This window comes from Pseudomonas sp. NPDC089547, from assembly GCF_050280665.1.
Taxonomy (GTDB): Bacteria; Pseudomonadota; Gammaproteobacteria; order Pseudomonadales; family Pseudomonadaceae; genus Aquipseudomonas.
Genome location: NZ_JBNNVS010000003.1, coordinates 150,179 through 172,639 on the forward strand (window position 1 = coordinate 150,179; position 22,461 = coordinate 172,639).

At 63.6% G+C, this 22,461-nt stretch carries 14 protein-coding genes; 4 read left to right on the plus strand and 10 right to left on the minus strand.

Annotated elements, in window-relative coordinates:
• Positions 1-276 precede the first annotated feature (276 nt).
• Complete coding sequence (locus ACQKPZ_RS03440) at positions 277-1,695, plus strand: amino acid permease (protein ID WP_391132050.1); 1,419 nt, start codon at positions 277-279, stop codon at positions 1,693-1,695.
• 124 nt (positions 1,696-1,819) lie between these two features.
• Here ACQKPZ_RS03440 and ACQKPZ_RS03445 read toward each other — a convergent pair whose 3' ends face one another.
• Entirely contained in the window at positions 1,820-3,439 is a 1,620-nt protein-coding gene (locus ACQKPZ_RS03445) for an FMN-binding glutamate synthase family protein (protein WP_391132048.1), read from the minus strand.
• Positions 3,440-3,764: 325 nt separating this feature from the next.
• The gene (locus tag ACQKPZ_RS03450; protein WP_427535625.1) at positions 3,765-8,045 is read right to left on the minus strand and encodes a DEAD/DEAH box helicase; all 4,281 of its coding nucleotides are present in this window, start codon (positions 8,043-8,045) and stop codon (positions 3,765-3,767) included.
• A gap of 247 nt (positions 8,046-8,292) precedes the next feature.
• Between ACQKPZ_RS03450 and ACQKPZ_RS03455 the strand changes: the two genes are divergently transcribed.
• The gene (locus tag ACQKPZ_RS03455) at positions 8,293-8,706 is read left to right on the plus strand and encodes an NUDIX hydrolase (RefSeq protein ID WP_427535555.1); all 414 of its coding nucleotides are present in this window, start codon (positions 8,293-8,295) and stop codon (positions 8,704-8,706) included.
• Here ACQKPZ_RS03455 and metR read toward each other — a convergent pair.
• Positions 8,690-9,607, minus strand: coding sequence for a transcriptional regulator MetR (gene metR / locus ACQKPZ_RS03460; protein WP_403194710.1), 918 nt, complete (start codon positions 9,605-9,607; stop codon positions 8,690-8,692). The two genes, ACQKPZ_RS03455 and metR, sit on opposite strands and share 17 nt — an antisense overlap.
• 196 nt (positions 9,608-9,803) lie before the next feature.
• On the opposite strand from metR, the gene ACQKPZ_RS03465 reads away from it, so the two are divergent.
• On the plus strand, positions 9,804-10,799 hold the full coding sequence (locus tag ACQKPZ_RS03465) for an alpha/beta fold hydrolase (protein WP_391137352.1): 996 nt from the start codon (positions 9,804-9,806) through the stop codon (positions 10,797-10,799).
• Between the two features lie 117 nt (positions 10,800-10,916).
• Here ACQKPZ_RS03465 and ACQKPZ_RS03470 read toward each other — a convergent pair whose 3' ends face one another.
• From ACQKPZ_RS03470 to ACQKPZ_RS03500, 7 genes are all read right to left on the minus strand, one after another.
• Entirely contained in the window at positions 10,917-11,252 is a 336-nt protein-coding gene (locus tag ACQKPZ_RS03470) for a GlpM family protein (protein ID WP_025754578.1), read from the minus strand.
• A gap of 25 nt (positions 11,253-11,277) precedes the next feature.
• Positions 11,278-12,606: a sigma-54-dependent transcriptional regulator gene (locus ACQKPZ_RS03475; protein ID WP_427535556.1), complete on the minus strand. Its 1,329-nt coding sequence runs from the start codon at positions 12,604-12,606 to the stop codon at positions 11,278-11,280.
• Positions 12,603-14,507, minus strand: coding sequence for a sensor histidine kinase (locus tag ACQKPZ_RS03480; protein ID WP_403194717.1), 1,905 nt, complete (start codon positions 14,505-14,507; stop codon positions 12,603-12,605). Before ACQKPZ_RS03480 ends, ACQKPZ_RS03475 begins: the two co-directional genes overlap by 4 nt.
• Positions 14,508-14,580: 73 nt before the next feature.
• Positions 14,581-15,315, minus strand: a complete 735-nt coding sequence (locus tag ACQKPZ_RS03485) for an amino acid ABC transporter ATP-binding protein (RefSeq protein WP_003258023.1) — start codon at positions 15,313-15,315, stop codon at positions 14,581-14,583.
• Positions 15,312-15,983 carry an amino acid ABC transporter permease gene (locus ACQKPZ_RS03490; RefSeq protein WP_391137341.1) on the minus strand — a complete coding sequence of 224 codons (672 nt, stop codon included), beginning with the start codon at positions 15,981-15,983 and terminating at the stop codon, positions 15,312-15,314. Before ACQKPZ_RS03490 ends, ACQKPZ_RS03485 begins: the two co-directional genes overlap by 4 nt.
• A complete protein-coding gene (locus tag ACQKPZ_RS03495) occupies positions 15,984-16,730 on the minus strand; it encodes an amino acid ABC transporter permease (protein WP_391137338.1) in 747 nt (248 codons plus the stop codon). It abuts the gene before it with no gap.
• Between the two features lie 142 nt (positions 16,731-16,872).
• Positions 16,873-17,790: a glutamate/aspartate ABC transporter substrate-binding protein gene (locus ACQKPZ_RS03500; RefSeq protein ID WP_427535557.1), complete on the minus strand. Its 918-nt coding sequence runs from the start codon at positions 17,788-17,790 to the stop codon at positions 16,873-16,875.
• Between the two features lie 339 nt (positions 17,791-18,129).
• Between ACQKPZ_RS03500 and ACQKPZ_RS03505 the strand changes: the two genes are divergently transcribed.
• Positions 18,130-22,452 carry an NEL-type E3 ubiquitin ligase domain-containing protein gene (locus tag ACQKPZ_RS03505; protein WP_427535558.1) on the plus strand — a complete coding sequence of 1,441 codons (4,323 nt, stop codon included), beginning with the start codon at positions 18,130-18,132 and terminating at the stop codon, positions 22,450-22,452.
• The last annotated feature ends 9 nt before the right edge of the window (positions 22,453-22,461 follow it).

Here is a 22,461-nt window from a genome sequence, read left to right on the forward strand (position 1 = left end):
GTGTGGGTTTATTCGGGGAACGATGTTGCTATGGTGCCTGGGAGAGCGGGGGAACAGCTTCACGCCCCCGGATTTCTCGCCAAATTTCTGCACATATACAGTGAAAACCCCTACAACGGTCTTCCTATACTGCTCGCCCCCTTCGCCCTGCCGGGCGCTCTAACCCGGCACACGGGCCGGCCCACAAGGCCAGCCTGGCAAGCCAACGCTACGCCTATCGGCATGGCCGGTGCTGCACGAAGGTCAAATCCAATAACAAAATGAGGTTGTATTGCTATGCCAGTCGGCAACCACCCTGCCCACGGCCCTGCCACTGAAGGCGGCCCGCTCAAGCGTGAACTGGGCGAACGGCACATCCGCCTGATGGCGCTGGGCGCCTGTATCGGCGTCGGTCTCTTCCTGGGTTCGGCCAAGGCCATCGAAATGGCCGGCCCTGCCATCATGCTTTCCTACATCATTGGCGGCCTGGCCATCCTGGTCATCATGCGCGCCCTTGGTGAAATGGCCGTGCACAACCCTGTCGCCGGATCTTTCAGCCGCTATGCACAAGACTACCTCGGCCCGCTGGCGGGCTTCCTTACCGGCTGGAACTACTGGTTCCTCTGGTTGGTGACCTGCGTTGCCGAAATCACCGCGGTGGCCATCTATATGGGCATCTGGTTCCCCGATGTACCACGCTGGATCTGGGCCCTCGCGGCGCTGGGCAGCATGGGCGCGGTCAACCTGGTGGCGGTAAAGGCCTTTGGTGAGTTCGAGTTCTGGTTTGCGCTGATCAAGATCGTCACCATCATCGCCATGGTGCTGGGCGGTATCGGCGTCATTGCCTTCGGCTTTGGCAATGACGGCGTGGCTTTGGGCATTTCCAACCTGTGGAGCAACGGTGGTTTCATGCCTAATGGCATGACCGGTGTGTTGATGTCGCTGCAGATGGTGATGTTCGCCTACCTGGGCGTGGAAATGATCGGTTTGACGGCCGGCGAGGCACGCAACCCGCAAAAGACCATCCCGCAGGCCATTGGCTCGGTGTTCTGGCGCATCCTGCTGTTCTACGTCGGCGCATTGTTCGTGATCCTGTCGATCTACCCGTGGAACGAAATCGGCAGCCAGGGTAGCCCGTTTGTCATGACCTTCGAGCGCCTCGGTATCAAGACCGCCGCGGGCATCATCAACTTCGTGGTCATTACCGCGGCATTGTCGTCGTGCAACGGTGGCATTTTCAGCACCGGGCGCATGCTTTACAGCCTGGCGCAGAACGGCCAGGCACCAGCGGCCTTCGCCCGTACGTCGAAGAACGGTGTACCGCGCAATGCGCTGCTGTTGTCGATTGGCGCGCTGCTGTTGGGCGTGCTGGCCAACTACCTGGTGCCGGAAAAGGTCTTTGTCTGGGTCACTTCGATCGCTACCTTCGGCGCGATCTGGACCTGGGTAATGATTCTGCTGGCGCAGCTCAAGTTCCGCGCAGGCCTTACCACCGCTGAGCGCAAGGCACTCAAGTACCGCATGTGGCTGTGGCCGCTGAGTTCCTACCTGGCCCTGGCGTTCCTGGTGCTGGTGGTCGGCCTCATGGCGTACTTCGAGGATACCCGCGTGGCCCTGTACATCGGCCCGGCGTTCCTGGTGTTGCTGACGGTGTTGTATTACGCGTTCCGGTTGGCGCCGAAAGAGGCGCAGGGCGTAGCCAGTACCGCTTCCTGATCTGAAATTGCCGGGGCCGCTTTGCGGCCCATCGCGACACAAGGCCGCTCCTACAGGAGACCGCGTATTTCTGTAGGAGCGGCCTTGTGTCGCGATCGGGCTGCGCAGCAGCCCCATGGTTCGATCAGGCAGCCACCTCACTGTGCGGCTCAAAGCTGTCCGCCCGCGCCAGTTGCCACATACGCGAATAGAACTGGCCATTCACCTCACCGGTCAGTAACTCTCCCGGTTTCAAGAACACATGCATCTGCGAGAACAGCTTGATCTCGGTGGCCGAGATGCGCCGCACCAGATGCTTGGCTTCCAGTTGTGCCGGGTGCTCCAGGCCTGCCGCGGCGAGCATTTCAGCCAAGGCTCGCAACGTGTTGTGGTGGAAGTTAAGCACCCGCTGGGCCTTGTCCGGCACTACCAGCGCACGCTGGCGTAGCGGGTCTTGCGTTGCCACGCCGGTCGGGCACTTGTTGGTGTGGCAGCTCTGCGACTGAATGCAGCCGATGGCGAACATGAAGCCGCGCGCCGAGTTGGCCCAGTCAGCGCCAATGGCCAGCACGCTGGCGATGTCGAAGGCGCTGACGATCTTGCCGCTGGCGCCCAGCTTGATCTTGTCGCGCAGGTTCAGGCCGACCAGGGTGTTGTGTACGAACAGCAGGCCTTCACGCAGCGGTACACCGATATGGTCGGTGAACTCCACCGGTGCCGCGCCGGTACCGCCTTCCTTGCCATCGACGACGATGAAGTCGGGCAGAATGCCGGTTTCCAGCATGGCCTTGGCAATGCCCATGAACTCCCAGGGGTGGCCCAGGCAGAACTTGAAGCCTACCGGTTTGCCGCCGGACAGCTCACGCAACTGGGCAATGAACTGCATCATCTCGATCGGGGTGGAGAATGCGCTGTGGCGCGATGGCGAGATGCAGTCTTCGCCCATCAGCACACCACGGGTTTCGGCAATTTCCTGAGTGACCTTGTGTTTCGGCAGGATGCCGCCATGGCCGGGTTTGGCACCTTGGCTCATCTTGATTTCGATCATCCGCACCTGCGGGCTGCGCGCCTGGGTGGCGAAGCGTTCGGGGTCGAAGCGCCCGTCCGGCGTGCGGCAGCCGAAGTAGCCACTGCCCAGTTCCCAGACCAGGTCGCCGCCGTGCTCACGGTGATACGGGCTGATACTGCCTTCGCCGGTGTCATGGTGGAAGTTGCCCAGCTTGGCGCCCTGGTTGAGGGCGCGGATGGCATTGGCGCTGAGCGACCCGAAGCTCATGGCCGAAATGTTGAAGATCGATGCCGAGTACGGCTGGCTGCACTGCGGCCCGCCGACGATGATGCGGAAGCTGGCCGGGTCGGCCAGCGGCGCAGGGCGCATGGAATGGCCGATGAATTCGAAGCCGGATTCATACACATCGATCAGGGTGCCGAACGGTTTGTCCGACGCCTCGTTCTTTGCCCGCGCATACACCAGTGAACGTTGGGCACGGGAGAACGGCAGGGCATCGCTGTCCGATTCCAGCAGGTACTGGCGGATTTCCGGGCGGATGGCCTCTACCAGGTAGCGGATGTTACCCAGGATCGGGTAGTTGCGACGGACCGCATGGCGTTGCTGCAGCAGGTCGAACAGGCCGATCAGGCTGAGGATGCCCGTGGTCAGGGTGAACGGCCATAACCATTCGTGGTGGGTGAAGGGCAGGCTCGCCAGGGTGAACAGCACACAGGCGGCGAAGAAGGCATAGCGGCTGAGAAGTGACAGGCTCATACGGGGTCCTTGCGATGGCGCGGTCAGGCTCAGGGCCTGGGGGCAAACCCCGACCATAGCCAAGTTGCCGGGCGCTGCAAATTAAAATCGGGGTAGCGAAAATCATTCTCGAATCGGGCCGAATTGCCCGTGCGCTGTGAGGCCAACGACGCATTCGCGGGTAAACCCGCTCCCACAGACCTGCACATCACTTACTGATTTAGCAGGGAACCTGTGGGAGCGGGCGCGCCCGCGAACACCGGCGCAGCCGGTGCCATGCACCGCGTTGGATTCTTCGCGGGCACGCCCGCTCCCACAGGGTACGCGGTGCGCCTGGGGTTTTCGTTTATGCCCAATGCATGTCGCGCAGCAGTTTCTGCCGCCAGCTTTCCTGCTCCTGTGCGGGGGCCTCGATCAGGTACGAATAGCGCCCGGCCACCCGCACCGCCACCGGTACCCCGTCGCGGTACAGCAGGCGATTTCCACTCACCGCCGGTACCTTGGCCCCTGGCAGCAGCGAGCCGATCAGGTTCAACGGGTCACTGGCGCTCACCACCAGCAACGCCCCGTCCGGCTCGCGGCGGCGCACCTGGCGCAGCAGCCCCACCGCCTCCTCCAAGGCGAACTGCTCACCTGCCAGCCCGGCAATGAATCGCCCGCCACGGATCTCGCCACGTGCCTCCAGCCGGTGATAGCAGCGCAGCAGTTCACGCCAGGGCGGCAGCACATCGCTTTCACGCTCCAGCAGCCGCCAGCAAACCACGCCATAGCGGCGTAACAGCGTGCGGGCGATATGTTCCAGGCGCTGACTGTCATCCACTGTGCCCCTGCGCAGCAATGCCCAGCGCCCGGCATGGGCCATGCTGCTGGACAGTGGCGCATGGCCGCGTCGGCTGTTGCGTGACGTGCGCTTCGCCGCTGGGGTAATCAGGCTGCGCAGGCCGGTAAAGCTGTCGGCGCCCGCAAGGCCGGCACCAACCAGTTCCTGCAGTGCTGTTTCCAGTTCACTGGGCAGCAGGTGTGCGTCTTGTGTCAGTTCGTCAAAAAACAGCGCGCCATGTGCCTGCAGCACCCCGTGCACGCGCTGCGCCCGCGCCCCGAGGCTTTCCGGGGCGGGTACAGAGGCAAGGCTGCGCCACAGGTTCAGGTGTTCACGCGGCAGCAGCACCAGCGGTGTGCTGGACAACGTATTGCTCGCCACGGTTGCGGCCAGCCGGCTCCAGGCGAACTGCCCGTTGCGGCAGGCATCATCGAGCCAGTGCGGGCTGTAGTCCTTGATGCGCGCCGGCAGCAACTCGGCTTCCCAGGCCCCGGCCGCGCTGGGGAAGCCCTGCAACTGGCCCAGTACCTCGGCCACCGCTTGCGGGCCACGCAGGCGTTCGTCGGGCGCCATATGCTGCCAGTCGAACAGGAAACGCATGAAGTCCTGCAAGCTGACCGGTTCGATCTCGCGACGCAGCCGTTTGACCGTGTAGCGGTGGATGCGCGCCAGCAGATGGCGTTCGCACCATTGCAGGTCGCTTGCACCGGGGCTGAAATGCCCGCGCAGCACATAGCCTTCGGTTTCCAGGCGGGCCAGGGCCTGCCCGATGTCGCTTGCCGACTTGCCCAGCGGCGCCGCGATTTGCGCCTGATACTGCGGGCCGTGACCGCTCATGCGGGCACGCAGTAATTCGCTCAGTGCACTGTCCGGGTCAAACGCCTGGTCGAAACCGGGTAGCAGTTGCAGCGCAGGTTCCAGGCGCGCTGCCGGGTAAAGCGCCACCATCAGGTTCAGGCGTTCGCGGGCCAACCACAGTGCGTGATCGGCCAGGCGCAAGGCACGCCCGGCCTTGGCCAATTGCGTGAGCAGCAGATCCCAGCCGGGATTAGCCTCGATTTCCGCCTGGCTGATGGCGCCCAGGGTCATCAGCGCTTCGTGCATTTCGTCGGCATTGCCCGGCTGTGGCCACGCCTCGGCCGCGACCGCGGCAATGGCATCGGCGTCCAGTGCACCCAGGTCGTCGCCGCACTGCACTTCGTTCCAGCGCCGGTTCAGCACCGCCTGGGTACGCCGCTCCTCCAAAGGCGCATCGTCGAGGAAGGCGTACGGCCGGGCATTGAGAATCGCCGCAGCCAGCGGCGAAGGGGCGGGCAGGTCGCGGCTCAGCAGGCGCACTGCGCCGCTTTCCATACGCCGCAACAGGGCCAGCCAGCCTTCGCTGTCCATCGCTTCATGCAGGCAATCGTCGAGGGTTTGTTCGACCAGTGGGTGATCGGGAATCTGCCGCTCGCCGGCGATGTTTTCCAGGCAGGCGATCTGGTCGGGGAACACGGCAGCTACCAGGTCCTCGCTCTTCATCCGCTGGATCTGCGGCGCCACCTTGCGCCCGCCCACGAAGCGCGGCAAGGCCATGGCCACGCTGGCATTCCAGCGCCAGCGCACGCCAAACAGCGGCGCATCGAGCACGGCTTGAACAAGAATCGGCTCGGCGCTGCGGCTATTCAGGTAACGCCACACTTCGTCCAGCTCGAAACTGTGGCTGGTCGACAGCGACAGGACGATGGCATCTTCGCTGGCGGCAGCCTGCAGCTCGAAGTTGAAGGTGCGGCAGAAGCGCTTGCGCAGGGCCAGGCCCCAGGCACGGTTGATGCGGCTGCCGTAGGGCGAATGGATGATCAGCTGGGTACCGCCGGACTCGTCGAAAAAGCGCTCCATCACCAACGTATCCTGCGAGGGCAGGGCGCCAAGCACCTCGCGGGTGCGGGCCAGGTAGTCGAGCAACTGGCTGGCGCTGTCTTCGCCCAGTTCAAAGGTAGACTGCAACCAGGCCAGTACCTTGAGGATATCGCCGCCAGTCTGGGTCAGATGCTGGTCGATTCGCGCCTGTAACCGGGCCACGGCGGCAGACAGCTCGTTACTGCGCCCCGGCGCTTCCCCCAGCCAGAACGGAATGGTCGGCGGCAGGCCATAGGCATCTTCCACCCGTACCCGGCCGGGCTCGACGCGCAGGATGCGGTACGAGGCGTTGCCCAGCTGGAAGATATCGCCGGCAATGCTCTCCACGGCAAAGTCTTCATTCACGCTGCCGATGTTCAGCGCCTGCGGTTCCAGCACTACGGCGTAGTCGGCGTTGTCGGGGATGGTGCCGCCGCTGGTCAGCGCTGTCAGCTGGCTGCCACGCCGGCCACGCAGCGTGCTGCTGACCGCATCGCGGTGCAAATAGGCGCTGCGCACGCCCTGGCGGCCGTTATAGCCCTCGGCGAGCATGCTGAGCAGCGCCTGGTAGTGGCGCTGGTCGAGTTCGGCATAGGGTGTGGCTTGGCGCAGGCAGTCGAACAGGGCTTGTTCATGCCAGTCCTGGTTGCTGGCTTCGGCCACAATCTGCTGGGCCAGCACGTCCAGCGGTGCCCGGGGGATGTGCAGTTGGTCCAGTTCGCCTTGGCGCACGCAGTCCAGCAGGGCCACGCATTCGATCAGGTCATCACGTGAGGTGGGGAACAGGCGCCCTTTGGGCACGCCGTCGACCTGGTGGCCGGCGCGGCCGACCCGTTGCAGGAAGGCGGCAATCGAACCCGGCGAGGCGATCTGGCACACCAGGTCGATATCGCCGATGTCGATGCCTAGTTCCAGCGACGCGGTGGCTACCAGCACTTGTAGTTGGCCGTTTTTCAAGCGTTGCTCGGCATCCAGGCGCAGCTCCTTGGACAGGCTGCCATGGTGCGCGGCGACCGCCTCCTTGCCCAACCGGTCGCTGAGGTGGCGGGTGATGCGCTCGGCAAGGCGCCGGGTGTTGACGAATATCAGCGTGGTGCGGTGTTCGCGGGCAAGGCTGGCCAGGCGGTCGTAGACCAGGCCCCAGACATCGGTGGCCATCACCGCGCCAAGTGGCACCGGCGGGACTTCGATGGCCAGGTCGCGTTGGCGCGCATGGCCGACATCGACAATGGCGCAGGGGCGCCCGCTACCGGTCAGAAACTGTGCCACCCGCTCGACCGGGCGTTGTGTGGCGGAAAGCCCGATACGCCGCAGTGGCCTTTTGCACAAGGCTTGCAGGCGTTCCAGGGTCAGCGCCAGGTGGGCCCCACGCTTGTTGCCGGCCAGGGCGTGGATTTCGTCGACGATTACCGTGTGCACGTTGCCCAGGCCTGCACGGCCTGAAGCAGAGCCCATCAACACGTACAGCGATTCGGGCGTTGTCACCAGGATGTGCGGGGCCAGTTTGCGCATGGCGCTGCGTTCTTTTTGCGGCGTATCGCCCGTGCGCACGGCCGTGGTGATGCGTGGGGCGTTCAGGCCTTGCTCTGCGAGGGCCTGGCTGATGCCTTCGAGCGGAGCTTGCAGGTTAAGGCGTATATCGTTGGACAAGGCCTTCAGCGGTGAAACGTAGATCACCTGGGTTTGTGGGGGCAGTTCGCCCTGCTGCTCGAGGCCCTGGCGGAACAGCTCGTCGAGCACGGTGAGGAACGCACTGAGGGTTTTGCCCGAGCCGGTCGGGGCGGCCAGCAGCATCGACTGGCCCGCATGGATCAACGGCCAGGCCTGGGCCTGGGCATCGGTGACCGTGGCGAAGTGGCGGCGGAACCAGGCGCTGACGGCGGGGTGGAACAGCTCCAGCACCGGGTGGTGTTTGGCGGGCAGGTTCATCAGTTGGTTATGGCGGGTGTGGGGCGGGTTGGCAAGGGGCCGTTCGTCTGGCAGGGCAGTCATGGCCTGTGCCGGCCTCTTCGCGGGCACGCCCGCTCCCACAGGTACTGCGCAGCTTTCAAAGCCTTCGGTAATCCTGTGGGAGCGGGCGTGCCCGCGAAAGGGCCGGTACAGGAAACACTGGCCTTGTCAGGCCAATCAACCCCATGGGATCCTCCCCGGCCAAATTTTTCAGCGAACCCAGCCCATGCCCAACACCATCCGCATCGCCGCCGCCCTGCTGATCGACCCTCAGGGCCGCACCCTGTTGGTACGCAAGCGTGGTACCGAGGCCTTCATGCAGCCAGGCGGCAAGATCGATGCCGGTGAAACGCCGGTGCAGGCGCTGGTGCGCGAACTGCACGAGGAACTGGGCCTGCACATCGACCCGGCCCAGGCCGTGCACCTGGGCCAGTTCAGTGCCCCGGCCGCGAACGAACCAGGCTTCGAGGTGCAGGCCGAACTGTTCCGTGTCCACAGCGCCGCAGCCGTGGTGCCGGCTGCGGAGATCGAAGAGGTGGTCTGGCTGGCCGCTGACCAGGCGCCCGTCATGCAACTGGCGCCGCTGACCCGCGACCTGATCCTGCCGCTGTACCGCCAGGCGGTCAGCGCACCGCGCTGACGCCGTCGAGGGTGGCGAACGAGGTGTCCTTGGCGGTCAGCAGGAAGTCGCGCATGTACGGCGCATCGAGCATGTCGGTGCGCACGGCAGCATAAAGGGTGGCAAACAGGCCTTTCTCACCCAGGCGCTTGCCCTTCACATAGCCGCGCGAGCTGTACTCGTGCAGCGCCCAGTGCGGCATGCCGCACACACCACGGCCGCTGGCCACCAACTGCATCATCATCACTGTCAGCTCCGAGGTTCTCACCGCGGCCGGCTCGATGTCGGCCGGCTCGAGGAAGCGGGTGAAGATGTCCAGGCGGTCGCGCTCCACGGGGTAAGTGATCAGCGTCTGGTCGAGCAGGTCCTGCGGCACGATGTACGGCTTGCTGGCCAGCGGGTGCTGGTTGGCCACCGCCAGCATCGCCTCATAGGTGAACAGTGGTACATAGGTGATGCCTGCCAGGTCCAGCGGGTCGGACGTCACCACCAGGTCAAGATCGCCGCGGGCCAGGGCCGGCAGCGGAGCAAAGGCAAACCCGGAGGCCAGGTCCAGCTCCACTTCCGGCCAGGCATCACGGAACTGGTCGATGGTTGGCATCAACCACTGGAAACAGCTGTGGCATTCGATGGCCATGTGCAGGCGGCCTGCGGTGCCACCGGCCAGGCGCGCGATGTCACGCTCGGCACCGCGCAGCAGCGGCAGGGTGGCATCGGCCAGTTGCAGCAGGCGCAGCCCGGCACTGGTGAAGCGTATCGGCTTGGTCTTGCGCACGAACAGCGGCAGGCCAAGGCGTTCTTCCAGCTCCTTGAACTGGTGCGACAACGCCGACTGGGTCAGATGCAAACGATCGGCGGCCTCTACCAGGCTGTCGGCCTCGCGCAAGGCATGAAGGGTTTTCAGGTGACGGATCTCCAGCACAGCTGACTCCGGGGTGTGGGATTGAACAAGCAGGGGATGAGTTGAGTTTCTCTCATGTTGCTACGGCTGTCGACTGGGCGTTCGGCCGCACCGCCTGGCGGGAGTCATGAAACTGTCACCGAACTGTGGCAGCGCGCCCGAACAGAATTCATCAGACTCGCGTTCTACTGGGGATCTGCATTCTGGTGTTTCTTTCATGCGGGCTTTTTGGCTTTTTCTTTTCTTCCTGATCAGCGTACCTGCGAGTTTTGCCGAACAGCGTTGTGACGCCCATGTTCCGGTACAGCGCGCCGACCTTGGCGCCGTCAGCCTGGTGTACCAGAGCGTCGGTGCCCCGCGTGACCCGGCTTTGTTGCTGGTCATGGGCCTGGGTGGGCAACTGATCCATTGGCCGGACGATGTGGTCGAGGCGTTGTGCCGCCAGGGCTTTCGGGTCATCCGTTATGACAACCGCGATGTAGGCCTGTCACGCTGGAACCAGGTGCCACCGTCGGCCAACCTCACGGTCGAGCTGTTGCGCTACAAGTTGGGCCTGCCGGTGGCGGCGCCCTATACGCTGACTGATATGGCCGATGACGGCTTGCGCCTGATGGACGCGCTGGGTGTACGCCAGTTTCATGTACTGGGCGTGAGCATGGGCGGCATGATCGCCCAGCACCTGGCAGCCATGGCACCCGAGCGTGTACGCAGCCTGACGTTGGTCATGTCCAGCTCAGGCGCGGCGGGGCTGCCGGCGCCGGATCCGGCGCTGGTGCAGTTGCTGGCCCGGCGCAGCGCGCCCAACCGCGAAGTGGCCATCGAGCAGCAGGCCGACCTGCTGGCGGCCTTGGGCAGCCCCGAAGTGCGGGACGACCGCGCGGCGTTGCTGCACCAGGCGGCGGTGGCTTACGACCGGGCGTTCAACCCTGACGGGGCCAAGCGCCAGATCATGGCGATACTGGCCGAGCCGAGCCGGGTCGAGCTATTGAACCAGTTGAGGGTGCCGACACTGGTGGTTCACGGCACGGCTGACCCGCTGCTGCCGGTGATGCATGGCGTGCATCTGGCGGCGCATATCCAGGGCAGCCAGCTGCGCTTGATCCCGGGCCTGGCGCACCGCTTTCAGGAGCCGTTCAAGGCGCCGTTGCTGGGGGCAGTGCTGCCTTACCTGCAGGCGCATCGGCAGGATGTCACGCATATCGCCGGGCTTTGAGCCGGCGGCGCCTGCTTCGCGGGCACGCCCGCTCCCACAGGGATAGCGCCAGCCTCGGATCGTGCGCGGTACCTGTGGGAGCGGGCGAGCCCGCGAAAAGGGTCACGCCGATGCCGGTCAGTGCATCCGCACCCACAAGGTAACCAGTACGGTCGCGGCCATCAGCCAGGCCACCGTGGCCAGTGCCAGCGAGGCCTCCAGGCGCAGCCGGTCGACCAGCACATACAGGGTTGCCAGGTACACGAAATACGGAATGATCGACCACATGCCGAACAGGATGGTGGTCTTCAGGTCGGCAATGCTGCGCCCCTTGCCCACGATGTAGTGGGCAATCAGGGCAAAGGTCGGGAACAGGGGTACCAGGCCGGCTATGTAGTAATTCCGTGTCTTTGACAGCACTGCCAGCAGCAGCACCACGCCAGCGCCCAAGGCAGCTTTGAATACCAGGTCCACGTTGTCTTTCCAGTTTGGGTTGAGGTCAGCCGAGGCCGTATTTCTTTACTTTGTCGAACAGGGTGGTCTTGGCCATGCCCAGTTCCTGGCTGGCCTGGCTCAAGTTGCCACCGGTGCGCTGCAGGGCATCGCTGAGCAGGTTGCGCTCGAATGCCTCCACTGCCTCGGCAAAGCCCAGCCCCTGGCTGGCGCCGCCGCTGGGGCCTTTCTTGAATGCTGGCAGGCCGAGTGCATAGCGTTCGGCCACGTTGCGCAGCTCGCGCACATTACCCGGCCAGTCGTGGGCCATAAGCCGAGACAGGGTCTGGCTGTCCAGCGTCGGTGTTTCCCGGTCGAAGCGCAGGGCTGATTGCTGCAGGAAGTGCTCGAACAATTGCAGGATGTCTTCGCGTCGCTCGCGCAGCGGCGGCAATTCCAGAGTCACCACATTCAGCCGGTAGTACAGGTCGCTGCGGAACTGGCCGCTCTGGCCCATGCTGTCCAGGTCGGCTTTGGTCGCGGCGATCACCCGGCAATCCACCGGGATGCTCTGGTTCGAGCCCAGGCGCTCCAACGTGCGCTCCTGCAGCACGCGCAACAGCTTGATCTGCAGGTTGATCGGCATGCTCTCCACCTCATCGAGGAACAGCGTGCCGCCGTTGGCGTGCTCGATCTTGCCGATACGGCGTTTGCCGGCGCCAGTGAAAGCGTTGGCCTCATGCCCGAATATTTCGCTTTCGAACAGGTTTTCCGGCAGGCCGCCACAGTTCAGTGCGACGAAGGGTTGGCCCTGCCGGCGGCTGAAGTCATGCAGGCAGCGGGCGACCAGTTCCTTGCCGGTACCCGTCTCGCCTTCAATCAGCACGTTTGCCGAGGTATCGGCGACGTTGGCGATCAATTCGCGCAGGTGTTCCATGGCCGCCGAGCGACCGATGATCCGCCCCTCCAGGCTGCTCTGTTCGCTCAGCTGACGGCGCAGGGCCACCACCTCGCGTGACAGCCCACGCTGTTCGAGGGCGCGGCGCACCACGTCGACCAGACGCTCCGGGGAGAACGGTTTTTCCATGAAGTCGTAGGCGCCATTGCGCATGGCGCCGACCGCCATGTCGATATCACCGTGGCCGGTGATCAACACCACCGGCAAGCTGCGGTCCCGGGCCTTGAGGCGGTTGAGCAGCTCCAGGCCATCGATGCCCGGCAGGCGGATATCGCTGACGACGATGCCGGCGAAATCCTCGCCGATGCGTTCCAGCGCTTGTTCAGCGCTGCCCACGCCCTCGCAGGCGATGTCCTCAAGGGCCAGTGCCTGCTGGCAGCCGAGCAGCACATGCGGGTCGTCTTCGACGATCAGGACGGTAAGAGGCGCTTGGTTCATGGGTGCTCTGCCGATTCGCTAGGAGGTGAAACCAGGGGCAGGGCCAGGACGAAGGCCGTGCCGCCGGTGGCGGGGTGCTCGACGTTGAGGCTGCCCTTGGCGGCGGCGGCGAGGCTCGCAGACAGGGTCAGGCCCAGGCCCAGGCCATGTTCGCCCGGTTTGGTGGTGAAGAAAGGTTCGAACAGGTGCTTGCGCGCCTCGGCGTCGATGCCGTGGCCATTGTCGCGCACCTGCAAACGGTACTTGTCGCCCTGCAGCTCGCCTTCCAGCCATAGCTCGGGCAACGGTTGCGTGGCCATGGCATCGAGGGCATTGCCGATCAGGTTGACCAGAATCTGCTCAAGGCGGGTCTGGTCGATGGCCAGTTGCTGGTCCTCGAACTGGTGGTGCAACTGCAAATGGCAGGCACTGATGCGGTTGGCCAGTACCTGCAAGGTGGCCTCCACCGCCTTGGCCAGCGAGGCCTGGCCGCTGTCGTCGCCACGCCGGGCGAACGAGCGCAGGCTGGCGGTAATACGGCCCATGCGGTCGATCAGGTCGTTCATGGTGCGCAGGTTGGCGCTGGCGGTTTCCAGCGCCCCGCGCTCGAGGAAACGCACGGTGTTGCCAGATAGCGTGCGCAGCGCGGCCAGCGGCTGGTTCAGCTCATGGGCAATGCTGGTGGACATCTGCCCGATGGCGGCCAGCTTGCCAGCCTGCACCAGCTCGTCCTGGGCGTGGCGCAAGGTTTGCTCGGCATGCCGGCGCTCGCGAATCTGGCCTTTCAGGCGCTCGTTGCTGGCACGCAGGTCGGCTGTACGTTCGGTAATCCGCCGCTCCAGCTGGCTGTTGGCTTCCTCAAGGGCTTCACGGGCTGCCAGGCGAGTGGCAATGACCTTGCGCCGTTCGTTCCAGGCGATGCCGAGAATTGCCAGCAGGGCAAAGGCCACGCCCACCAGGATACCCTGCACCATGGATTCGCGGCGCAGGTCCTGCAGGGGCGTCAGCAGGGTGAAATGCCAAGGGGTATCCACCAGGCGACGGGTCTGGGCCAGGTAGGAAACCTCGTGGGGTTTGCCCGTTGCGGTTTCGCTGTTGGCCGGGAAGGTGAGTTTTTCCACGCCATCGGCCAGGGTTTCCCGGGCCAGTGGCTGCAGCTCGTTGAGCGGCCACCAGTAGTACTGCAGGCTGCGCGCCAGGCGCTCCTTGATTTGCGGGGTGAGCGGGCGCACCGACTTCAGGCGCCGGGCCGGGTCGCTGGAAAGGATGATGATGCCGTTCTCGTCGCTGACGAACGCCTCCAGGCGGGCACGCTGCCAGCGCTCTTCAAGGGTGTCCAGGCGCACCTTGATGACTGCCACGCCAATGATCTTGCCGTGTTCTTCCAGGCCATGGGCCAGGTAGTAGCCGGCTTCGCCAGTGGTGCTGCCGATGCCGTAGAAGCGCCCTGGCTCGCCGCGCACGGCGGTCTGGAAGTAGGCGCGAAATGACAGGTCTTCACCGAGGAACGAGTCGGCGTCGCGCCAGTTGCTGGTTGCCTGGACGCGGCCATTGGTGTCGAGGACGAAGATGGCCCGGCTGCGGCTGCGCCGGTTCAGGCCTTCAAGGTATTCGTTGACGGTTTGCCGTGAGCCGCCATCAGGGTCGGTCAGCAGGTGCGAGACGCTGTCTTCCAGCTCCAGCAGGCTCGGCAGGTAGGTGTATTTGCTGATTTCGCTTTCGACCGTGCGCGCGTGCAGCTCCAGTTGGCGCTCGCCATTTTCGCTGAGCGTGCGAATACCGTTGCTCTCGCTGACCAGGTAGCCAGCCAACCCCAAACCGACCATCAGCAGGATGATCAGGGGCGGCAACAGCAATTGGCGGAGCAGGCGGGAATTCACGGCAGGCTTGGCAGGGAGAAGAAGCGAAGGGTCGCATTTCATCACAGTGGCCTTGTCACGACCAGCGCCAGCTGCCCGAAAGGGCAGCGGCACCGACCGGTTCAGTGAGGCAAAATCAGTGTTGCAGGATCTTGCTGAGGAAGTGCTGGGTACGTTCGTGGCGGGCCGACGGGTTGCCGAAGAAGTCTTCCTTCTGGCAGTCCTCGATGATGTTGCCCTTGTCCATGAAGATGACGCGGTTGGCCACTTTACGGGCAAAGCCCATTTCGTGGGTCACGCACATCATGGTCATGCCTTCGTGGGCCAGTTCGACCATTACGTCCAGTACTTCGTTGACCATTTCCGGGTCCAGGGCCGAGGTCGGTTCGTCGAACAGCATGACGATCGGGTCCATCGACAGGGCGCGGGCGATGGCTACACGCTGCTGCTGGCCACCGGACAGCTGGCCGGGGTGCTTCTTGGCGTGGGCGCCGAGGCCGACGCGGTCGAGCAGGGCCAGGCCCTTCTTGGTCGCTTCCGCCTCGCTACGGCCAAGCACCTTGCGCTGGGCGATGGTCAGGTTTTCGGTGATGGACAGGTGGGGGAACAGTTCGAAGTGCTGGAACACCATGCCAACCCGCGAGCGCAGCTTGGGCAGGTTGGTCTTCGGGTCGGCAATCGAGGTGCCATCGACCACGATGTCGCCTTTCTGGAACGGTTCCAGGGCGTTGACGCACTTGATCAGGGTGGACTTGCCCGAACCCGAAGGGCCACAGACCACCACCACTTCACCCTTCTTGACCTCGGTGCTGCAGTCGGTCAGTACCTGGAAGTCCCCGTACCACTTGTTGACGTTCTTGATGGAAATCATACGGTGATCCTTTTTTGCAGGCGCTTGACCAGCCACGAAGCGGAGAAGCTGATGAGGAAGTACACGACACCGGCGAAGATCAGGAACTCATGTGAGCGCCCGATGATGTCGCCGTTGGAGCGTGCCGAGTTGAGGAAGTCCACCAGGCCCACGGTGTACACCAGCGAGGTGTCCTGGAACAGGATGATGCTCTGCTGCAGCAGCAGCGGGGTCATCTTGCGGAAGGCCTGGGGCAGGATGATCAGGCGCATGGTCTGGCCGTAGGTCATGCCCAGTGCCTGTGCAGCGCCCATCTGGCCCTTGGAAATCGACTGCACGCCGGCGCGGACGATTTCGCAGAAGTACGCAGCCTCGAACATCATGAACGCCACCACGCACGAGGTGAAGGCACCCACCGGGGTGTCCTCGCCGGTGATCCAGCGCAGCACGAATGGCACCGCCAGGTAGAACCAGGTGATCACCAGCAGCAGCGGGATGGAGCGGAAGTAGTTGACGTAGGCGCCGGCCACGCGCGACAGCAGCTTGCTCGACGACAAGCGCATCAGGGCCAGGATGGTGCCCAGCACGATACCGCCTACCACGCCCATGACCATCAGTTGCAGGGTCATGACCATGCCTTCCCACAGGGCCGGCAGCGCAGGGATGATTTCGCTGAAGTCCATTTCCATTTATTTGCCCCCCACGGAAATCAGGCCAGGCACGGCGACTTTCTTCTCGACCATGCGCATCAGCAGCATCAGGCCCATGTTCAGGGTGAAGTAGATCAGCGTGGCCAGGGTGAACGCCTCGAACAGGTTGGCCGAGAACTCAGCGGTCTGTTTGGTCTGCGCCAGCAGCTCCATCAGGCCGATCAGCGACGCCACCGAGGAGTTCTTGAACACGTTGAGGAACTCGGAGGTGAGCGGCGGGATGATGATCCGGTAAGCCTGCGGAAGCAGCACATTGGTATAGATTTGGGGCAGGCTGAAGCCCATGGCGCGTGCAGCGGCTTCCTGGCCTTTGGGCAGCGCCTGGATACCGGTACGCACCTGTTCGCAGACGCGGGCGGCGGTGAACAGGCCAAGGCAGATGACCACGCTGATCAGTGCCGAGGTAGTCGGATTGAGGTCTTGCTTGAACCATTCCTGCAGGCCCTCAGGCAGCAGGTCCGGCACCAGGAAGTACCAGATGAACAGCTGCACCAGCAGCGGCACGTTGCGGAACAGCTCCACGTAGGCGGTGGCGATACCGGATACCACGCGGTTTGGCACGGTACGCATGACGCCGAGCACCGAGCCCAGCAGCAAGGCGATGATCCAGGCGGAAATGGCGATGGCGATGGTCCAGCCCAGACCGGTGACATACCAGTCCAGATAAGTCTCGCTGCCCACGCCGGTGGACTTGAAGAACACGCCCCAGTCCCAGTTGTAATTCATCGGGATTTCCCCTCAGACGGTTGTTTCACGGGCACCTTCCAACATCCGAGGGCGTTAAGCCCTCGGATGAAAGGTTAGACACTAACGGGTGGCCTGCAGGTTTAATTCGCGCTTTGCAGCGCCGCAGGCCACAGGCTGGGGGTCAGGACTTCTTCTCGTCCGCCGCCTTGTCGGTCGGCTCGGCGATCAGTTTCTTCAGCTCGTCGCTCATCTTGAACTGCAGGTTCAGGCCCTTTGGCGGGATCGGCTGCTGGAACCACTTGTCGTAGCTCTTCTGCACTTCGCCCGACTTGTAGTAGGCAACGATGGCGTCATCGACCGCCTTCTTGAAGGCTGCGTCATCCTTGCGCACCATGCAGCCGTAGATTTCGTACGACTGTGGGGTGCCAGTGATGACCCAGTCCGACGGTTTGCGTGCCTTGGCCATTTCACCGGCGAGCAGGGCGTCGTCCATCATGAAGGCTACGGCGCGGCCGCTTTCGAGCATGTTGAAGGCTTCACCGTGGTCCTTGGCGGAAATCACGTTCATCTTCATCTGCTTGTCGGCATTCATCGCCTTGAGCAGGCGCTCGGAGGTGGTGCCGGCGGTGGTCACCACGTTCTTGCCGGCCAGGTCCGGGAAGTCTTTGTACGCAGGTTGACCGTCCTTGACCTTGGTCAGCAGACGGGTACCGACTTCAAAGATGCCCACGGTGAAACCGACTTGCTGCTGGCGCTCGACGTTGTTGGTGGTGGAGCCGCACTCCAGGTCGACGGTGCCGTTCTGCACCAGCGGGATGCGGGTCTGGGAGGTGACCAGGTTGTAACGGACCTTGATGTCCGTACCCAGTTGCTTCTTCAGGGCGTCGACGACAGCCAGCTGGATGTCATGCGAGTAGCCCACGGGCTCGGGTTTGCCGGCCAGGTAGGAAAACGGGATGGAGGAGTCGCGGTGGCCCAGGGTGATGGTGCCCGAATCCTTGATCTTCTTCAGGGTGCCGGTCAGTTCTTCGGCCATGGCCGGCGAAGCGATCACAGCGGCCGCGATGGCGGCGCCCAGCAATTGACGAACGATACGCATCAAATTTTCCTCGACGTGTTTGTTTTTTTTATGGAGCCGTTGGCGGACTCTTTCGTTCAACGAATACAGCAAGAAGCGAGTGCATTCGGCTACCAAGTGTAGAGCATGACTCGTGCCAAGCCATGGTGTCGACCTTAAAGGCGCATGGTGACGCGGCTTTGACAGTTTCAGGTTGTGTCGCGAGCGTTCGTAAAGCCGAATGAATTGCACAAGATGCAATCGGCAATCCGAACGGTTTGCTCTGGCTGGGTGGCGGCGGCAGGAAGGGTGGCAGCTATGCAGTGCGTCCAGGGGGCGGGAGGGTGGTGTGCTGGCGTTTCTATCCACAGAGATGCCGACATGACTGATGCACTAGCCAACCCCGAATCCATCGACAGCCTGATCGCCCAACGTGTGCCAGGCTGGCTGGTCGACCATGCCAACCCTGACCGGCTTCAGGCGCTGCGCCGGGCGCTACGCCGACAGGCGCACAATACGCGCAGCCTGGAACGCGTGCTGGGCGCCATCCCTCCCCTGGATACCTTCGTCGCAGACTTGCTTGATGATGCCCTGCGCAGGGCAGGCATTGCCCACCCCGATGTGCGTCAGAGCAAAGTGCGGGTCTCGCAACGCTTGGTGCTGCCGACCGGATCGCCCGTGCTGCCGCAACCCATGTTCGTCCGGCGCTCCAAGCGTTCTTTGCTGGAAGCGGCACTGCACAACTTTCACCGCAGCGAAACGCGGCCCGCACCGCACCGCAGGGGCGACCTGATTGACCGTAACGGTCGCCGCCTGCCGTTGGGCCTGGAGGCTTTTGCCGGGGTGTGTCGCGAAGTGGACGCTGGTCGCCGTTATCAGGAAGCGTTGAAAGAACACCTTGAACCGCCCAGTGCGTCAGGGGAGGCGCAAGGCGACGCGACCGCGCGGCTGAATACGTTGATCCAGGAATGTTTTCGTAACAATTTTGAGGTGGCCGTGCGTATAGCGGCGCTGAAACGTGACCTTGATGAGCGCGCCTTCCTGCTGATGCTGCCGATCATGGCCGAGCAACCGGTGGTGCCCGCACTTGAAGCCAGCGTGGTGCCGCGTCAGCTGTATCTGATGGGGCGGCGCATCTTCGGGGTTTTGACCCTGGAGCTGCGGCCTGCGCCTGACCAGCCCGTGGAGGCGGTGATTCTGTGGATACCAGACGATCCACAAACCCCCGTATCGTGCCATGCCAGTTGGGCCGCGCTGAACCGCTGGCTGGGGCTGCGTTTTCTCGACCCTGCCTACCGCAGGTTCTTTGCGCGCTTCATCGCCGAGCGCGATCGTATCAACTTCTACCGGGTGCTGGCCGCGCGCGTCGACCAGGCCCCGGCCGCCAGCGTGGAGCTTGATGCCAGGGACGCACCGATCGCCATGCCAATCTTCGAGTACCTGCGCAAGCAATACGTGGACAAGCGTATCGACGATGCCATGGTGCTCGCAGTGCCTACTGGCGTGGAAGACGAAGCCGACCGCAATGCACGGCTGCAGGGTTACCTCGAACTGGGCCTGAACGTGCTGAACCTGGCAGGCTTTTTTGTGCCGGGCCTTGGCGAGGTGATGCTTGTGGCCAATGTGCTGCAGATTGCCGACGAGGTTTACGAAGGCTACCAGGACTGGCGTATCGGTGATCGTGAAGGGGCAATGGATCATCTTTTCAATGTTGCCGAGAACGTGGTGATTGGTGCTTTGATCGCCAAGGGCAGTCAGCTTGGCCAGCGGGCGCTGGAGCGCGTTGCCTTCGTCGATGGACTGGTGCCGGTGCAGGCATCGGCCGGTCACACCAGGTTGATGGCGGCGGACCTGCCCGGTTACCACGCCCAACCCCGGCCAGGCTCAGGGGGTAGTGAATGGGTGTGGCGGGTGAATGAGCGTCACTACAGGGTTATCGATGAGCCGAAAGAGGGGGCGTCGAGAATCCAGCATCCTGGCCGTTCCAACGCGTATCAGCCGTTGATCGAGGCCAACGGCAGTGGTGGGTGGCGGCACGAGCTGGAAGCGCCTCAGCTGTGGAGCGGGCGGGCAAACCTGGTGCGACGCTTCAGTGCGCGGCTGTCTGAACTCCCGGATGCCACCTGTGAGTACCTGTTGCAGGTGACCGGCCTCAGCGAGGCGCAGCTGCGCCGCCTGCACGTGGAGAACGTGGAAGCCCCTGCGCGTTTGCTGGATGCCTTGGAGCTCAAGCACGTGCACGACCTGCATCCGGACCTGAGCGCGCCGGCCGTTGCGCAGCATGTAGCGGCGCGGCAAACGCAACCGAACGCCAGTGAACGCCTGTTGCAGCGTGCGTTTCCAGGCTTGTCGACGCGCGCCACGCAGGAAGTGCTGCAGCAAAGTACTGGCGCGCAGCTCGACATGATGGGCGAGCTGCGGCGCATCCCCTTGGCCGTGGCGGAGCGCGCGCGCTGGATGTTGCGTGAAAGCCGGTTGGACAAGGCCTGCGCTGGTTTGCAACTGCCGCGTTGTGTAAACCCCGATACCGAGCGCTTGGCGCTGGGTTTGCTGGAGCGCCTGAATACCTGGCCTGACAGCCTGCGGGTAGAGCTGCGCGAAACCAGCCCCAACGGCCGGGTGCTGGCCAGTGCAGGCCGCGACGGCGCCGGGCATGTGCGCTGCATCCTGCGCACCGGCAGTGAATACAGGGTTGTCGAGCCACCCGTAACGGGGACATTCATGCAAGCCCTGCTGGCCACCTTGAGCGATGAGCAGAAGTCGGCACTGGGTGATGCGATAGTCACGCCCGCCGCCTTGGGCGAGCGTTTGGCCGAAGCCGCCTCGCAGAACCGTACACAGGCAGCCGAACTCTGCGCCATGGTGCGCCTGGGCGAGGGGCTGCGCCCACCGCGCCGGCTAGGGGACGGGCGCCTCGGCTATACCCTCAGCGGTGGCCAAGGCAGTAGCCGTAGGGCTATCGCCCGGGGAATTCATCAGATTTTTCCCACCTTGGAAGAGGGCGAGCTGGACGCCTATCTGCTGGACCTGATGAGCCGGAGGGTGGGCTTGTGGGCGCACTACAGCCAACTCAGGGATCAGCTGGCGGGTTTACGCGCCAGCCTTCGGCAGTGGCGGCGTGACACGGGCAACCCACTGGAGGCCATGCGTCGTCGACGGGTTGCCACCGCATTGCGACGCAGTTGGCGGCGCAAGATCACCGATCTGGGCGGTGACTATGTGCTGGTGATTGACGGTGAGCGAGTCGGCAGCCTGCCTGACCTGCCCCCCGGCGTACGCTATGACCATGTGCGGCGCCTGGTGCTACGTGACCTGGGGCTGCAGGAAATCTCTTCCGACTTTCTCCAGCGTTTCCCCAACCTTGTGGAGCTGGACCTCTCCGGCAACCGTTTGACCACGGTTCCCCAGGGCATCGAACAGATGCAGAGACTGCGTCGGTTACACCTGCAAGGTAACAGGGTGGTGCTCGATGCCCCTGGAGAACTGCGCTTGACCCGGCTCGATTCACTGCAGCAACTGGACCTGAGCCATAATCCGCTGGGTCGTGCCCCGGTTCTGACCCGCCTTGCCCACCTGCGTGAAGTGAACTTGCGATGGGTCGGCCTTTCGGAATTTCCCGATCGGGTGTCATTTCGCGCCACTGTCGACCTGCGCAACAACCGTATCCGGGAACTGCGTCAGGAGCTGCGTCAGTTACGCCTGCAGATAGGCCAGATGTCATTGCATGACAACCCGTTGGGCGAAGCTGATGAGGCCTTGCTGGACGAAGCCCGTGGCGTAACAGCAGGGCAGCGTGGCTCTTCCACCGTGCGGCATCAGCCGCTCACGGACGAGCTGTTCGACACCTGGGCTGGCATGGCGACGGGCACGGAGCGCGATCGCCAACTGGCTACTTGGCAGGACCTGCGGCAGGAACCTCAGTCCATCGGCCTGTTCCGCTTTCTTGCCGACTTCGCCAGCGCGGATGATTTCGAGCGTCACCCCGGGCATTACCGTACCCGTATCTGGCGGATAATGGAGGCCTGCCGGCACCATGAGCAGTTGCGGCAGCGGCTTTTCCTGGAGGCGTCTGGACCACGTACGTGTGAAGACAGGATGCTGTTCCTGCTCGAACAACTGGAACTCGGCGTGACGGTGGAGCGTGCGCTGGAGGACGCGCTGCCTGCACAGCGGGAAGCCCGCCTGCTAGGCCTGGCGCGTGGCCTGTACCGCCTGGATGAGGTCGACCGGCTTGCTACGTTGCACATTCAGCGTATGCATGCCGAGCAGCTCGTATTGGTCGACGAAATCGAGGTGAGGCTGTTCTATCGCCTGCGGCTCTCACGTGCACTCGGCTTGCCAGTCGAGAGTGATGACATGCACTACCCGGGCTTTGCCAATGTTACCCCCCGTGACCTGTTACGGGTTCAGGACCAGGTGCTGGAGGCTGAAAATACCGATACGTTGATTGCCTCGCTGTCGCAACGGCCATTCTGGGAGCAGCATGCACGAGAGGCCTACGCGCAGCGTTTCGAAGAAGCCCTGCAGCCATTGCAGGCGCGTCTGGAGTCACTGCAGGCCCAGGCGGACGAAAACGTGATCGATGAGTGGCAATACCTGCAGCGGTGTCAAGCGTTGAAGGCCGATTACGAACAGGCTGAGCGTGCATTGATTGCACGTTTGGCGCGGGAAGCCTACCAGCGGTGGTTGCACAACAACCGCTGAGGCTTCCCT

Bases quoted from the DNA above. Each gene is read 5' to 3' on its own strand.
- ACQKPZ_RS03440 (WP_391132050.1), top strand. From the start codon at position 277: ATGCCAGTCGGCAACCACCCTGCCCACGGCCCTGCCACTGAAGGCGGC.
- ACQKPZ_RS03445 (WP_391132048.1), bottom strand. From the start codon at position 3,439: ATGAGCCTGTCACTTCTCAGCCGCTATGCCTTCTTCGCCGCCTGTGTG.
- ACQKPZ_RS03450 (WP_427535625.1), bottom strand. From the start codon at position 8,045: ATGAACCTGCCCGCCAAACACCACCCGGTGCTGGAGCTGTTCCACCCC.
- ACQKPZ_RS03455 (WP_427535555.1), top strand. From the start codon at position 8,293: ATGCCCAACACCATCCGCATCGCCGCCGCCCTGCTGATCGACCCTCAG.
- ACQKPZ_RS03465 (WP_391137352.1), top strand. From the start codon at position 9,804: ATGCGGGCTTTTTGGCTTTTTCTTTTCTTCCTGATCAGCGTACCTGCG.
- ACQKPZ_RS03475 (WP_427535556.1), bottom strand. From the start codon at position 12,606: ATGAACCAAGCGCCTCTTACCGTCCTGATCGTCGAAGACGACCCGCAT.
- ACQKPZ_RS03480 (WP_403194717.1), bottom strand. From the start codon at position 14,507: ATGAAATGCGACCCTTCGCTTCTTCTCCCTGCCAAGCCTGCCGTGAAT.
- ACQKPZ_RS03485 (WP_003258023.1), bottom strand. From the start codon at position 15,315: ATGATTTCCATCAAGAACGTCAACAAGTGGTACGGGGACTTCCAGGTA.
- ACQKPZ_RS03490 (WP_391137341.1), bottom strand. From the start codon at position 15,983: ATGGAAATGGACTTCAGCGAAATCATCCCTGCGCTGCCGGCCCTGTGG.
- ACQKPZ_RS03495 (WP_391137338.1), bottom strand. From the start codon at position 16,730: ATGAATTACAACTGGGACTGGGGCGTGTTCTTCAAGTCCACCGGCGTG.
- ACQKPZ_RS03500 (WP_427535557.1), bottom strand. From the start codon at position 17,790: ATGCGTATCGTTCGTCAATTGCTGGGCGCCGCCATCGCGGCCGCTGTG.
- ACQKPZ_RS03505 (WP_427535558.1), top strand. From the start codon at position 18,130: ATGACTGATGCACTAGCCAACCCCGAATCCATCGACAGCCTGATCGCC.